13 protein-coding genes and 1 pseudogene are annotated in these 12,931 nt (G+C 65.3%); 2 read left to right on the forward strand and 12 right to left on the reverse strand.

All coding sequences use genetic code 11. The features are described from left to right. Positions 1–39 precede the first annotated feature (39 nt). Positions 40–918, forward strand: a complete 879-nt coding sequence (pflA, locus tag FOC40_RS07405; protein ID WP_003792951.1) for a pyruvate formate-lyase-activating protein — start codon at positions 40–42, stop codon at positions 916–918. A gap of 32 nt (positions 919–950) precedes the next feature. On the opposite strand, the gene FOC40_RS07410 is transcribed toward pflA, so the two are convergent. The 10 genes and pseudogenes from FOC40_RS07410 to FOC40_RS07455 form a co-directional block, all read right to left on the reverse strand. Then, entirely contained in the window at positions 951–1,589 is a 639-nt protein-coding gene (locus FOC40_RS07410; protein WP_003795090.1) for a peptide deformylase, read from the reverse strand. Continuing rightward, entirely contained in the window at positions 1,586–2,257 is a 672-nt protein-coding gene (locus FOC40_RS07415) for a sugar O-acetyltransferase (RefSeq protein ID WP_003795087.1), read from the reverse strand. Before FOC40_RS07415 ends, FOC40_RS07410 begins: the two co-directional genes overlap by 4 nt. Next, positions 2,254–3,036, reverse strand: coding sequence for a gamma-glutamyl-gamma-aminobutyrate hydrolase family protein (locus FOC40_RS07420; RefSeq protein WP_039929338.1), 783 nt, complete (start codon positions 3,034–3,036; stop codon positions 2,254–2,256). The genes FOC40_RS07415 and FOC40_RS07420 overlap by 4 nt, the downstream gene beginning before the upstream one ends. Positions 3,037–3,211: 175 nt before the next feature. Further along, positions 3,212–4,228 (reverse strand): adenosine deaminase, encoded by a 1,017-nt coding sequence (gene add / locus FOC40_RS07425; protein ID WP_003795083.1) that lies wholly within the window; start codon positions 4,226–4,228, stop codon positions 3,212–3,214. Between the two features lie 371 nt (positions 4,229–4,599). Beyond that, positions 4,600–5,460 carry an IS3 family transposase gene (locus tag FOC40_RS07430; protein WP_003793783.1) on the reverse strand — a complete coding sequence of 287 codons (861 nt, stop codon included), beginning with the start codon at positions 5,458–5,460 and terminating at the stop codon, positions 4,600–4,602. After that, positions 5,460–5,972 (reverse strand): helix-turn-helix domain-containing protein, encoded by a 513-nt coding sequence (locus tag FOC40_RS07435; protein ID WP_155844129.1) that lies wholly within the window; start codon positions 5,970–5,972, stop codon positions 5,460–5,462. The genes FOC40_RS07430 and FOC40_RS07435 overlap by 1 nt, the downstream gene beginning before the upstream one ends. Positions 5,973–6,124: 152 nt before the next feature. Then, entirely contained in the window at positions 6,125–6,979 is an 855-nt protein-coding gene (locus FOC40_RS10715; RefSeq protein WP_003795077.1) for a gamma-glutamyl-gamma-aminobutyrate hydrolase family protein, read from the reverse strand. A 161-nt stretch (positions 6,980–7,140) separates the two neighbouring features. Beyond that, complete coding sequence (locus FOC40_RS07445) at positions 7,141–7,788, reverse strand: DUF1269 domain-containing protein (RefSeq protein ID WP_003795075.1); 648 nt, start codon at positions 7,786–7,788, stop codon at positions 7,141–7,143. 174 nt (positions 7,789–7,962) lie between these two features. Then, positions 7,963–8,505: pseudogene (locus FOC40_RS07450) on the reverse strand (hypothetical protein); the annotation flags it as partial. A 130-nt stretch (positions 8,506–8,635) separates the two neighbouring features. Continuing rightward, entirely contained in the window at positions 8,636–9,967 is a 1,332-nt protein-coding gene (locus FOC40_RS07455; protein WP_003795072.1) for an aminopeptidase C, read from the reverse strand. A gap of 126 nt (positions 9,968–10,093) precedes the next feature. Here FOC40_RS07455 and FOC40_RS07460 point away from each other — a divergent pair, with 126 nt between their 5' ends. Continuing rightward, the gene (locus FOC40_RS07460) at positions 10,094–10,993 is read left to right on the forward strand and encodes an aldose-1-epimerase (RefSeq protein WP_003795070.1); all 900 of its coding nucleotides are present in this window, start codon (positions 10,094–10,096) and stop codon (positions 10,991–10,993) included. Positions 10,994–10,999: 6 nt separating this feature from the next. Here FOC40_RS07460 and FOC40_RS07465 read toward each other — a convergent pair whose 3' ends face one another. Both FOC40_RS07465 and dnaJ read right to left on the reverse strand, forming a co-directional pair. Continuing rightward, on the reverse strand, positions 11,000–11,788 hold the full coding sequence (locus FOC40_RS07465; protein ID WP_003795067.1) for a 16S rRNA (uracil(1498)-N(3))-methyltransferase: 789 nt from the start codon (positions 11,786–11,788) through the stop codon (positions 11,000–11,002). 6 nt (positions 11,789–11,794) lie between these two features. Next, entirely contained in the window at positions 11,795–12,913 is a 1,119-nt protein-coding gene (dnaJ, locus tag FOC40_RS07470) for a molecular chaperone DnaJ (RefSeq protein WP_003795066.1), read from the reverse strand. Positions 12,914–12,931 lie beyond the last annotated feature (18 nt).

Raw genomic sequence — 12,931 nt, forward strand, 5'->3', positions numbered from 1 at the left:
TCACGGCCACCGCACCCACCCAACCGCGAAGAAGGAATCATGTCGCAGCCCCTCGCTCTCCCCACGTTCCGTGAGCAGGACTTCCAAGCTCCCCAATCCCGTACCGTCGGCGCTGGCGTCGAAGGTCTGGAGGAGATCACGGACCTGGAGCGCTCCGAGCGCCTGCGTCGCATGCGTGAGGGCACGCTGGGTTCCATTCACTCGTGGGAGCTCGTCACCGCTGTTGACGGCCCCGGCACTCGCATGACGGTGTTCCTTAACGGCTGTCCGCTGCGCTGCCTGTACTGCCACAACCCCGACACCTTCCTCATGAAGGACGGCGCTCCCGTGTCCGACACGGAGCTGCTCTCCCGCATCGCGCGTTACCGCCGTATTTTCCGCACAACACAGGGCGGCATCACCCTGTCCGGCGGCGAGGTTCTCATGCAGCCTCAGTTCGCCAAGCGCATTCTCATGGGCGCCAAGGAGATGGGCGTGCACACCTGCATCGACACTTCAGGGTTCCTGGGCGCGAACTGCGACGACGAGATGCTCGACGCGATCGACCTGGTGCTCCTGGACGTCAAGAGCGGCAACGAGGAGACCTACAAGAAGGCGACGGGGCGTTCCCTGGCGCCCACGATCGAGTTCGGCGACCGCATCGCGGCTCGCGGTGGTGCCACCCGCATTTGGATCCGCTTCGTGCTGGTTCCGGGTCTGACCGACGACCCCGAGAACGTGCGCCAGGTCGGCGAGATTGTCTCGCGCTGGAAGGACGTCATCGATCGCATTGAGGTCCTGCCCTTCCATCAGCTGGGCAAAGATAAATGGCACTCCCTCGGTCTGGAGTACCAGCTGGAGGACACCAAGGCCCCCACGCCCGAGGCCACCGAGGAGGTCCGCAACTACTTCCGTTCGCTGGGCTTCCTAGTCCACTGATACGAACCTACCGGGCCCCGGGAGGAAGCGGCTTAGGCCCGCTCCCCCGGGGTCCACGTGTGTCCGCTGGCGCCCCATCCGCGTTCGGCGATGACCTGTTGGGCCTGCGCTGCGTAGGGCTGCGCGAGACGGTCAACGTAGAGAGTGCCCTGCAGGTGGTCGTATTCGTGCTGGAAGATGCGCGCAAGCCATCCGCGCGCTCTGACCTCGATGGCGTTGCCGTCCACGTCGTAGCCGCGTAGGATCGCACCGAGTGCGCGCCTTAGGGGGTATCCGTAGCCGGGGACAGACAGGCAGCCCTCGGATTCGAGCGCGATGTCGGGTTCCTCGGGCAGAATGGCTCCCGCCCCTTCGGTATCCCACACGAGGTCGAGCGTGGGGTTGACGACGACGCCGTGCAGCACCGTGTTGAAGCCGCGCGCAGGGCCCTCGTCGAGTTGGAGAACGTCACGGTACTGGGTGTCGAAGGAGCCTGCGCCACCGTACCTCCACACGAAGACCTGGGAGCCGACGCCCACCTGGGGTGCAGCGAGGCCAACACCGGGCGCGGCGTGCATCGTCTCGATCATGTCGGCGACGAGGTCACGCAGCTCCGAATCGAAGGAATCGATCGGCGCGGCGGCCCGGTGCAGGACAGGCTCCCCCGTGATGCAGATCGGCAGGATGCTCATGCGTGATCTCCTGTGTGTGCGATGAGTCCGATGCCCGCCGCTTCGATGGCGCGCGGCGTGGTGGGGTCCAGGTTTTTGATGACGCGGGCGGGGTTACCCACCGCGATGGAGTTGGCGGGGATGTCTCGGGTGACGACGGCCCCCGCGCCGATGATTGAGTTCTCCCCGATGGTGACGCCCGGGCACACGACGACGGAGCCGCCCAGCCACACGTTGTCCTCGAGGGTGATCGGCGCTGAGGACTCCCATTTCGCCCGACGAGGCCCGGGCTCGCTCGGGTGGATCGCCGTGTAGAGCGAGCAGTTGGGGCCGATGAGCACATCCGCCCCGATGACGACCGGGGCGACGTCGAGCACGGTCAGTCCGTAGTTGACCCAAGAGCCGTCGCCGATGGAGATGTTGTACCCATAGTCGACACGCAGCGGAGGCCGGATGTCGACGCCGTCCCCCACCTGCCTGAGAACCTGGGCAAGCAGGTAGGCGGCGATGTCCGGGTCGGTGGGATGGGCCTGCTCGTAGAGGCTCAGGAGGCGAACAGCGCGCTTCGTGAGTGCCGAAAGTTCATCGTCCGCGACGTAGTAGTCGCCGGCTTCCAGGCGCTGGGCGGGCGTGCTCCCATCGTGGCGGAATCGGGGGTCGTCGAAGTTCGTTCCCGGGGAGATGGTCATGCGACCAGGGTAGTCGACGCCCTTTCGAGGCGGGGAGCGCGGCGCGCGTCCAGGTGGCCGAGGAGCGCGTGCAGCTGGGAGATGTCAGCGGCGGGGTCCTCGGGATGCCACTGCACGCCGATGACGGGGGCGTCCATCGATTCGATGGCCTCGATCGTGCCGTCGGGGGCGTAGGCGCTGACCTGGAGGCCCTGCGCGAGGCGATCCACGCGCTGGTGGTGCGCCGACGAGATGATCAGCTCGGAGTCGGTGAGGACGGGGGCCAGGGCGCGCGCGAGGTTCGTTCCCTCGCCGACGCGCACGCTGTGGCGGATGAAGCGGTGGTCGGACAGGATCTGGTTGTTCGTGTGGGTGCCATGGGCGCCCTCGATGTGCTGCTCGAGCGTGCCGCCGAGCGCCGTGTTGATGATCTGCATGCCACGGCAAATTCCCAGGAGCGGGGTGCCCGTGTGCACGGCATAGTCGACGAGGGCAATCTGTCCGCGGTCGGCGCGGTACCAGTGGCGCCCCTCGGCCTCGTAGCCCTGGGAGGCGCCGTACAGGCTGGGGTGGACGTCCTCGCCGCCCATGATGATGATGGCGTCGGCGTGCTGGGCGCGCAGGGGTGCGCCCTCGGCGCCGTCTTCCTGCGCGTATTCGCGGATGACGTTCCAGGTGGGCAGAGCGGCCTCAAGCAGACGATCCCACAGTCGCATGCAGATGTTGTTGTATGCCTCGTCCCCCGGGCGTGCCGGCAGGACGTTGGAAATCAACAACGTCGGCTTCGTGTGGTTCGTCATGGTCCCTATCATGTCAGCACTGGGCACCGAGCGCGCGGCGCGTTCACGGGGTGGCCAATTGTGACAGCGCGTGTCCACCCTGCGCAGACGGGAGAGTAACGCTGCCCCACGCACGACGAGGCCGGGGCGGATCCGTGCATTCACGGCCCTGAGCCCCGGCCTCGCTCGTCGACGGTCAGTTCTCGGACACGAAGCGGTCCACGCGCTCGAGCAGCTCGGCCTTCTCATCGTCCGAGATCCACGCGATCTCGATCGAGTTGCGGGCAATGCGCTCCAGGTCCGCGCGGCCGAGGCCAAAACGCTGCGCAAGCGCCAGGTAGTTGTCGCCGACGTAGCCGCCGAAGTAGGCGGGATCGTCCGAGTTGACGCTCACCTTGACGCCCGCGGCGGTCAGCTCGACGATCTCCTTTCCCTTCATTTCCTCAGTGACGAAGGAGTTGGACAGGGGGCACGAGGTCAGGCCGATGCCGTGGTCGCGGGCGTAGGCGACCAGCTCGGGATCCTCGACGATGTTCGTGCCGTGGTCGAGGCGCTCGGCGCCCAGCTCGATCAGGGCCGCGCGGATGTTGTCGATCGAGCCAACCTGGTCGATATCGCAGTGCATCGTCACGTGCAGGCCGGCCTCACGCGCCAGGGCGAAGACCTCGGCAAACTTCGTGGGCGGATTGTCGCGCTCGTCGGAGTCAAGCCCGACGCCGATGAACATGTCCTTGTAGGGCAGGGCCGCCTGGAGCGTCTCGAGCGCGGACTGCGCGCTCATGTCACGCAGGAAGCACAGGATGAGGTCGGCGGACAGGCCAGCCTCGCGGGCCTCGACGACGGCGCGGTGATAGCCGCGGATGACCGTCTCGATGGCGATGCCGCGCGAGGTGTGGGCCTGCGGGTCGAAGAAACATTCGGCGCGCACGACACCGTTCGCGCGAGCGCGCTCGAAGTAGGCGGCGGCCAGGTCGTGGAAGTCGTCCTCGTCTTGGAGAACGTCCATGGCCGGATAGTAGACGGCCAGGAAGGACGTGAGGTCGTTGAACCGGTAGGTCGCTTGGACCTCCTCGACCGTGGACTGGCCGATGTCGACGCCGTTCTTGCGGGCGAGCGCCAGCTTGAGGTCGGGCTCAAGGGTGCCTTCCAGGTGCAGGTGCAGCTCGGCCTTGGGCAGTCCGAAGGCGAAGTCGCGGGTCACGTCGGTGCTCATGTGTCCTCCACAGGTAACGGGGCGGGTGTCGCGGAACAATTGTCCCACTCCACCCGCCCCGCGCGAAAGGAAGTCACATAGCGAACGGGCCGACACGACGGCCGCCGTTCACGTGGTTCGAGAACTAGGTGGATGCGCTCGCGTGTCTGGCGTGCTCGCGCATGGTGGCGTGACTTAGATGTCTCCGCATGTTCGGTCACGTCTCACACGTGGCGCTCACCGTTGCCATAAGATTCGCTGTATGCGCTTCTGACGCGTTTTCGTGGGCGAGTGCGCTTAGGCGTGCGAAAGCCCTGCAGACGCTCACCCAGCCCCCTTGATGAGGGTGTTTGAACTGCGCCCCGAAACTTGGACGCTTTAAATGGTAGCCGTTATGCGGCTTCCTGTAGGGCCTGATCCCGGTATTCTGCCGGGGTCAGGCCCTTGAGCTTTACTTGGCGTCTTGTTGTGTTCCAGTGCGTGATGTAGGCGTCGAGGTCGGCTTTGAAGCTCTCGAAGGTCTGCCAGTCCTGGCCGCGGAAGAATTCGTCCTTGAGGTGTCCGAAGACCTGCTCGGTGGCGCCATTGTCGATGCAGTTGCCTTTGCGTGACATGCTCTGGATGAAACCGTTATCGGCGAGCGTGCTGATGTAGGTTTCGTGCTGGTATTGCCATCCCATGTCCGAGTGCAAGATCGGTTCGGCCCCTGCTGGTTTGGCGTCCATGAGTATCTGGAGCATCTCTTGTTGCTGGGCGAGGTTGGGGCACATCGAAATGGAGTGCGCGACGATCTCTTTGCTGGCAAAGTCGTAGACCGGAGCGAGGTAGGCCTTGCCGAAGGAGAGCTTGAACTCGGTGACGTCGGTACCCAGTTTCTGCCAGGGGCCATCGGCCTTGAAGTCGCGGCCGATGATGTTGTCGAAGCTGTGTCCCACGTCCCCCTTGTAGGAGTTGTACCTGTGGTAGGCCCTCTCGCGGCGTATGCCGCAGCGCAGACCCATCTCGCGCATCATCTTCAAGACCGTCTTGTCGGCGATGCGCTCCCCTTCCTCAGCGCGCAGGCACATGGCTATCTGCCTGTGACCGCACCCGTTGGGGGTGCGTGAAAAGATCTGGGCGACCTTGGGACGTAGCTGCGCTCTGGTTGGCTGCTGGGGGTGAGTCAGCGCGTAGTAGTAGCTCGACCTGGCAAGGCCTGCCACCTCGAGGAGATCACACACCCTGTGTCCATGCCCTGAAAGCTCGGCAACCACTAGGGCTTTGTCCCGGTTTGGGAGCGCCTCTGCGCCTTCAGGGCAATCGATTTTTTTAGGTACGCCACCTGCGCCTCAAGCTTACGCACGCGCTCTTGGAGTTCCTCCTCACGCGTTGGTGGCACCGCCCCCACCGACCCCTTCGGCCTGCCCTTGGGCTTAGGCTTAAGGGCCTGCGCGCCGCCCTCGCGGTACAGCCTGCACCACTGCTTCAACGGTGTCGCGCTCGCAATACCGAAGCGCACCATCGCCTCAGGCTTACTCATCCCGCCGTCTACCACGGCCCTCGCTGCGGCGACCTTGGTCTCATAGTCGTATCTGGCGTACTTCACTCCCATGGCCAAAAGTCCGCTCCTCCCAATTGCGCGGTATGTCTTCTGCCACTCTCTCACAGTCTCGGCACACACACCAAGCCTCCCGGCGGTCAAAGCATAGCCACAACCCCTCTCAAACATCGACACCGCCTGCTCCCGAAGCAAACGATCATGCCTCAACCGCAGATCCACAGACATGAAAAGCCTCCCATTCCCCGGACTTCAATTTCGATGTCCAAGAAACGGGAGGCAGTTCAGTTGGGTGTGTCTGCGGGGCTTTTGCTGTGTGTTCCGGCCTTGCCGGTTGGGGGTGGACGCGTGGTCTCCCCCCCCCTTTTTTGTGTTGCCGGTTACTGTGCGGGCGGTGGTGGTACCGGCGGGGCGGGAGGCGCGGGTGGGGGCGATGGCGGTGGAACGCTGCTCCCGGTCGCGGGCGGCGGAGGGGGAGGCGCGGATGTGGCCTCTAGGGTTGCGCGTAGGCTGCTTTTCTCCCAGTCGGGTGGTAGTGACCGTTTGCGGCCCTCCCACACGGCGAACAGTTCACCACTGTCGGTGCCGGGTTTGCGCATGTGTTCGGGTGGCTTCACGCCGGGCGTTTTGTGTGCTTGTCCGGGGGTGCGTCCAGCGTGAGCGCCAGTCGAGCGCGCGTATCCCTTGTAGAGGCTGTCGTTGTCCATGTGGACGCGCTCATACTCGCCTTCGCCGTCATTCTTGGTCGCGCCTCCGTACCCGTTGAAACCGAGGGCAGCCTGCCGCCACTGTAGGTGCTGGTCGCGTTCCCTGTAGGCGCGGTCGTGCGTCTCGGTTGCTTTGAGGACGGGTTTGCGTCCGTTGATGATCTGCATGCCGCGGCAAATCCCCAGCAGCGGGGTGCCCGTGCGCACGGCGTAGTCGACGAGGGCGATCTGTCCGCGATCGGCGCGGTACCAGTGACGCCCCTCGGCCTCGTAGCCCTGGGTGGCGCCGTACAGGCTGGGGTGGACGTCCTCGCCGCCCATGATGATGATGGCGTCCGCGTGCTGGGCGCGCAGGGCGGCGCCCTCGGCACCATCTTCCTGCGCGTACTCGCGGATGACGTTCCAGTTCGGCAGCGCGGCCTCAAGGAGACGATCCCACAGGCGCATGCAGATGTTGTTGTATGCCTCGTCCCCCGGGCGTGCCGGCAGGACGTTGGAAATCAACAACGTCGGCCTGTGGGAATTCATGACTACATAATGACAGGCCACGGCGCGGTGCCCTACGGGCGTCCACGCCGTGGCCAATTGTGACAACGGGACCGGGGTCTGGCAACGGCCTCTCAACCTCTGGCGGCGGTGCCCACCGCGTCGTCCAGAACCGGAATATCAATCCCGGACAACACACGCGTTCACTTGGCGTCGCCGTGGGAGAAACCGCTCACCTTCTCCTTCACACCAGCGACGAACGTCTCGTGTTTTTCCTTGAGGTCGGCGACGCGGTCTTTCCACGCCGTCTCCACCTCCTCCCGGCGCTGTTCGCGCAACGCCTTGCGGGCCGCTTCGTCCGCCGCCTCGATGGCTGCGGCTTCGGCCTCGATCTCAGAGATCGTCTCCTGCAGTGAACGGCGGATGACGGCGCCACCGAGACGCGCCACCTCGCCGTTGAGCAGCTCAACATTGTCCTCAGTGGTCTGAAGGACAACGACATTCGATCCCGGAACCATGCGCGAGGCCACCTCGGACAGCGCGAACTCGTGCGCATCCGCACGCGCCAGGTCTGCGGTGGATCCGGCGAGCGCGCCCACACCCCACCCCAGCAGCATGCCAATGGGGCCGGCCAGGGCGCCAATGAGCAGACCAATCACCGAACCAGTTCCGAAGCCGAAAGAGGATGCGGAGTCACTGGCCTCAGAAATGGATACGTGCCCCGAATCGTCCACTTCGACGATCGCGCCGGACACGATGCCGAGTCGGTCGGCCTGGGCAGTCAACTTGGAGAACGCCTCGTAGGACTGCGCAGTTGTCGGGAAACTTGCGATTGCAATATAATCAGTCATTGTCTCTCCATTCTCGGGATTATGTGCAACGACCATTTCAGTCTAACTCCCCCTATGGCGATAACTCAATACTTCTCACTGAATCACGAAGTCCTCCCCGCGCCGTACCCGTCCCGTGCACGGCGCAAGGCGGGGGCCCCGTGTCAGGGGTAAGACGAGCCCCTCCCCCGCTTCGAACGCCTCGAGCCCGGCCAGGAGGCGTTCCTTGTCCTGGTCCGGCGCCCAGCTGATCTCGATCGAATTGCGCGCGATTCGCGCTAGGGCGGAGCAGTCCAATCCGAAGCGCTCGGCGAGGGCGAAGTAGTAGTCGGCGATGTAGCCACCGAAGTAAGCGGGGTCGTCGGAGTCCAGGCCCACGCCGATGAACATGTCCTTGTAGGGCAGCCAGCCTGCAGCGTCTCGAGGGCAGCCTGCGCGCTCACATCGCACAGGAAACACAGGATCAGGTCGACGAAAGGCCCGACTCGCGCGCCTCGACGACGGCGCGGTAGTAGCCGCGAATGACCGTCTCAATCGAAATGCCGCGCGAGGTGTGGGCCTGAGGTCGTTGAACTGGTAGGTGGCCTGAACCTCCTCAACGGTGCTTTGACCGATGTCGACGCCGTTCTTACGGGCGAGGGCCAGCTTCAGATCGGGTTCGAGGGTGCCTTCCAGGTGCAGGTGCAGCTCGGCCTTGGGTAGGCCGAACGCAAAGTCGCGGGTCACGTCAGTGCTCATGTGACCTCCACAGGTAACGGGGCGGGTATCGCGGAACAATTGTCCCACTCCACCCGCCCCGCGCTCACGGAGGCCATATTGCGAACGAGGACGATGCTCACGCCCCGCTGCGTGTGTCAGGCTACTGGGCTCAGGCCAGCGCCCCCATCGGGTCCCAGGCCGGCAGGTGCAGCGGTTCCTCGGTGATGACCGCGCGCAGTTCCTCAGGCAGGTCGTCCACGTGCACGGCCACCTCAAACACGTTGGCGTCGAACCAGGCGGCATCCATCGTGAAGAAGCCCTTCTCACCGGGCTCCTCGCCCCAGGAGTTCTCCACGCGGAAGCGGCGGGCGTTGCCCTCCTCGTCGATGTCGACACCCGTGAAGAGCATCGCGTGGTTCATCGCGGACTCGCCCGTGTTGACACGCTGCTCCTTCGAGGTGGAGAAGTCCACGCCGAAGAGGTTGTCGAAGTCGTAGAGGCCCTCGACGAACAGGCCGGAGGCGCGGTCGGACTGCTGGTCGCAGTCAGCGCCGAACCAGACGGCGCGGCCCGAGGCCAGGATAGAGGCCGTGATCTCACGGATCTGCTCGACGGGGGTGTTCACGTAGAGGATCGGCCGCCCGCCCACGACGTTGCCCATGTGGTCGACCGTCAGGGTGTGGCCCTTGGGGTGCTCGGCGCGCGGGTCATCGACGAGGCACACGTACTGCGTGAGGTCCACGTCCACGTAGCGGGAGTAGAACTCGTGCGGGGTGAGCACGCCGTCGCGGTGGAACTCGCCCTTGTCGTCGCGCCACTCCCACTCGAAGGAAGCCGGGGGCTCACCCAGGCAGATGACGAGGATGCGCCACACGTCCGCCAGCGCGGCTTCCTTGACCTCGAGGATCTCCTCCTCGGAAGCTCCGGCCTCAACGAGGGAGCGCAGCTCGAGGGCGGTGCGGCGCAGGACGACCTTGAGGCGGTCGTTCATGGGGGCGGTGTGGCCGGAGGACTCGGTCTCGGGCATCGCGACCTTGGGGACGAGGCCGTGCTTGAGGTACAGGGACACCGCCATATCCCACTGGCCGCCGTCGGAGAGAACGTCGCCGAGCAGGAACTGCAGGAGTCGGCCGTCGAGTTCCTCGGTCTTCGCGGTGGCAATGACGTCGGTGAGGAAGAAGTTGGCGCGCTCGAACTTGTCCCAGAAGAGCACGTAATTCTGCGAGAACTCGAAGTCCTTGAGGCCCATGCGGGTGCGCGCGGTCGAGCGCAGCAGGTTCAGGGAGGAGAAGAGCCAGCAGCGGCCGGACTTCTTCTGCGACGTCACCTTCCAGTCGTCCACCTTGTGGGACATGACCGTGGGGGTGGCCACCACCTTGGCGCGGTCGAAGGCGACCGGCTCCACACCGGCGTGGGAGACCGCGTTGCGTGCAACCGCGCGGGCGGAGTCTGAGGATGCATGCAGGGAGGCGACGAATTCGTCGGTGATCTCGTGTGCCATGGGCCGAGGCGTTCCTTTCAATCGAGATTCATTCTCTATAAGGATACGCTTTTCGTAGTGACGCAGACGACTCAACTCCGTTTACAATAAGTGTCGTCCATGTTCAGTGATTGCGAAGGAGCATCAATGGTCACTCGGAGCGCATCGGGCCGCGAGGTCACTCTGAGCGCCGGAGACTACGAGGCGCGGATCGTCACCGTCGGCGCCGGTCTGGCTGGCCTTCGCTACCGCGGGCACGAGCTCGTTATCTCCCACGCCGTGAACGAGTGCCCCCCGGGATACCTGGGCAAAGTGCTCATGCCGTGGCCGAACCGCGTCGCAGGCGGCTCCTACTCGTGGAAGGGAAGCTCCTACGACCTTCCCGTCGACGAGCCCGCCTACGGCACGGCCCTCCACGGTTTCGTGGCCTTCCAGGAGTGGGACATCGCCGAGGCCGACTCTTCCTCTGTCCTCCTGCGCACCCTCATTGCAGCGCGCTATTCCTACCCGTGGACGCTTCTCGCGCACGCGCGCTACAGCCTGGACGCGGACGCGGGTCTCACCGTCGAGCTGTCGGCGACGAACATCGGAGAGGGCACAGCCCCCTACGGCGTCGGCTTCCACCCATACCTGGCCGTCGACGGGCTACCAGCAGACGAGCTGGAGCTCGAGAATCCCGCGTCGATCATCTACGAGGCCGACGCGTCCATGATCCCGGTGGCCGCCCACGACGTCGCCTCCTTCGGGCTGGACTTCCGCTCCCCCGCCATCATCAGCGCCTCCCGCCTGGACCACGCCTTCGCAGGCCTTCCCGAGGGCACCTGGGCCGTGACGCTGCGCGACCCGTCTTCCAGCGTGGGCGTGTCACTATCCTCGGATGCGCGCTGGCTGCAGGTTTACTCGGCCGACTACATCGACCGCGTGGGCGTGGCCGTCGAGCCGATGAGCTGCCCGCCCAACGCCTTCAACTCCGGCACGGACGTAATCGCCCTGAACGCGGGCGAGACCCACACGCTGAGCGCGCGGATCTCCGGGTTTGAGAGCTGACGAATCCTAGTATTTCCCAGCGGCGGCGCGGATCAGCGTGAGTGCGACCGCGCCGGCCGTGGAGGAGCGCAGAACGTTGTCTCCCAGCCCAATCGCGCGGGCACCGGCGTCCACCAGCTGCGCCGTTTCATCAGCTCCGATGCCACCCTCGGGGCCCACGATGAGCGCAATGCGTGAGGGCAGAGTCCCGTCCGCGCGAGACTCCTGAACGCGGGCGAGAGCGGCCCCGAGCGAATCCATCGCCTCCTCGTGGCAGACGAAGGCCACCCCGGCCTCGCCAATCAGGGAGGCAACCCAGGAGGCGAGCTCTCGGCTGTCCTTGACGTCCTCGACGACCGGAACGAAGGCGCGGCGTGACTGCTTGGCGGCCGCGCGGGCCACGCCCTCCCACTTCGCGCGCCCCTTCTCAGCCTTCGGGCCCTTCCACTGGACGATCGCACGCTGGGAGGCCCACGGGATCACCCGGTCGATGCCGATTTCCGTGCAGATCTCGACGGCGGCCTCGTCGCGCCCACCCTTGGCGAGCGCCTGGACGAGGATGACCTCGGGACTCGGGGCGTCCTCCCGGACGAGCTCGCGCACGACAAGGGACAGCGAGGCCTTATCGCTCCCACTGACCTCGCACGTCGCGCGCGCACCGGCGCCGTCGACGACGTCGACCCACTCCCCCGCACCGATGCGGCGCACGGAGGCTGCGTGACGCCCCTCGGCTCCTCCAAGCGTCGCGCTGTCCCCCACGGACAGGGACGCAAGGGCCGGGGTCAGATCCTCAGCGAGGAAAACGGGCAGCGTCACGGTGCATCACCCCATGAAGGTGTCGCGGAGCTTATCAAAGAACGAAGCCTGCTGACGATGGGGCTCCACACGGACCTCGCCGCGCACCTTCGCCAGCTCCTTGAGCAGCTCACGCGACTTGTCGTCGAGCTTCTTGGGAATCTGAACGTCCACGTGCACGTGCATCGAGCCGCGTCCCGAGCGCTGCAGGTGACCGACGCCCAGGCCCTCCAGAACGATGTCGTCGTTGGGCTGCGTGCCCGGATTAATCGTCACGGTCTTCTTACCGTCGAGGGTCTCCAGCTCGAACTCGGTGCCCAGCGCCGCCGTGGTCATCGGAATCGTGATCCACGTGTGCAGGTCGTCGCCTCGGCGATCGAACACGGGGTGCTTCTTCTCGCGGATCAGCAGGTACAGGTCGCCGTTCGGGCCACCGCCGGGGCCAACCTCGGCCTCGCCGCTGACACGAATCTGCGTCCCCTCGCTGGCACCGGCCGGGATGTTGATGTTAAGGGTGCGACGAGTGCGCACGCGACCCGATCCCGAGCACTCGGCACACGGGGTGGCAATCGTGTTGCCGTATCCCTGACACGACGGGCAGGGCGCCTGCGTCTGCATACGGCCGAAGAGCGAGTTCTGAATCTGGGTGACAAAGCCCGAGCCGTGACAGGTGGTGCACTGCGTGGGCGAGGTGCCCGGCTGACACATCGAGCCTTCGCAGGCGTCGCATAGGACGTGAGTGTCGAAAGAGACCTCCTTGGCGGCACCGAAGGCGGCGTCCTCCAGGGTGATGTCGACGGTCACCTGCTTGTCCTTGCCGCGACGCACGCGGGAAGCCGGGCCAGCAGCGGAGGCGCCGAAGCCACCGCTGAACATGGCTTCGAAGATGTCGGAGAATCCACCGAAGCCGGCACCCGCACCCGCGCCACCGCCGCGCAGAGCATCGGGACCACCGATGTCGTACATCTGGCGCTTCTCGGGATCCGAGAGCGTCTCGTAGGCGACGGACAGTTCCTTGAAGGCTTCCTCGGAGTCGGCTCCCGCGTAGTCGGGGTGAAGCTTACGCGCGAGCTTGCGGTAGGCCTTCTTAATCTCGTCCTGGCTGGCGTCACGGGTGACACCGAGAACCTCGTAGTAGTCTCTCACGGCTGTTCTTTCTTCTCG

Source organism: Schaalia odontolytica, from assembly GCF_009730335.1.
GTDB lineage: Bacteria > Actinomycetota > Actinomycetes > Actinomycetales > Actinomycetaceae > Pauljensenia > Pauljensenia dentiphila.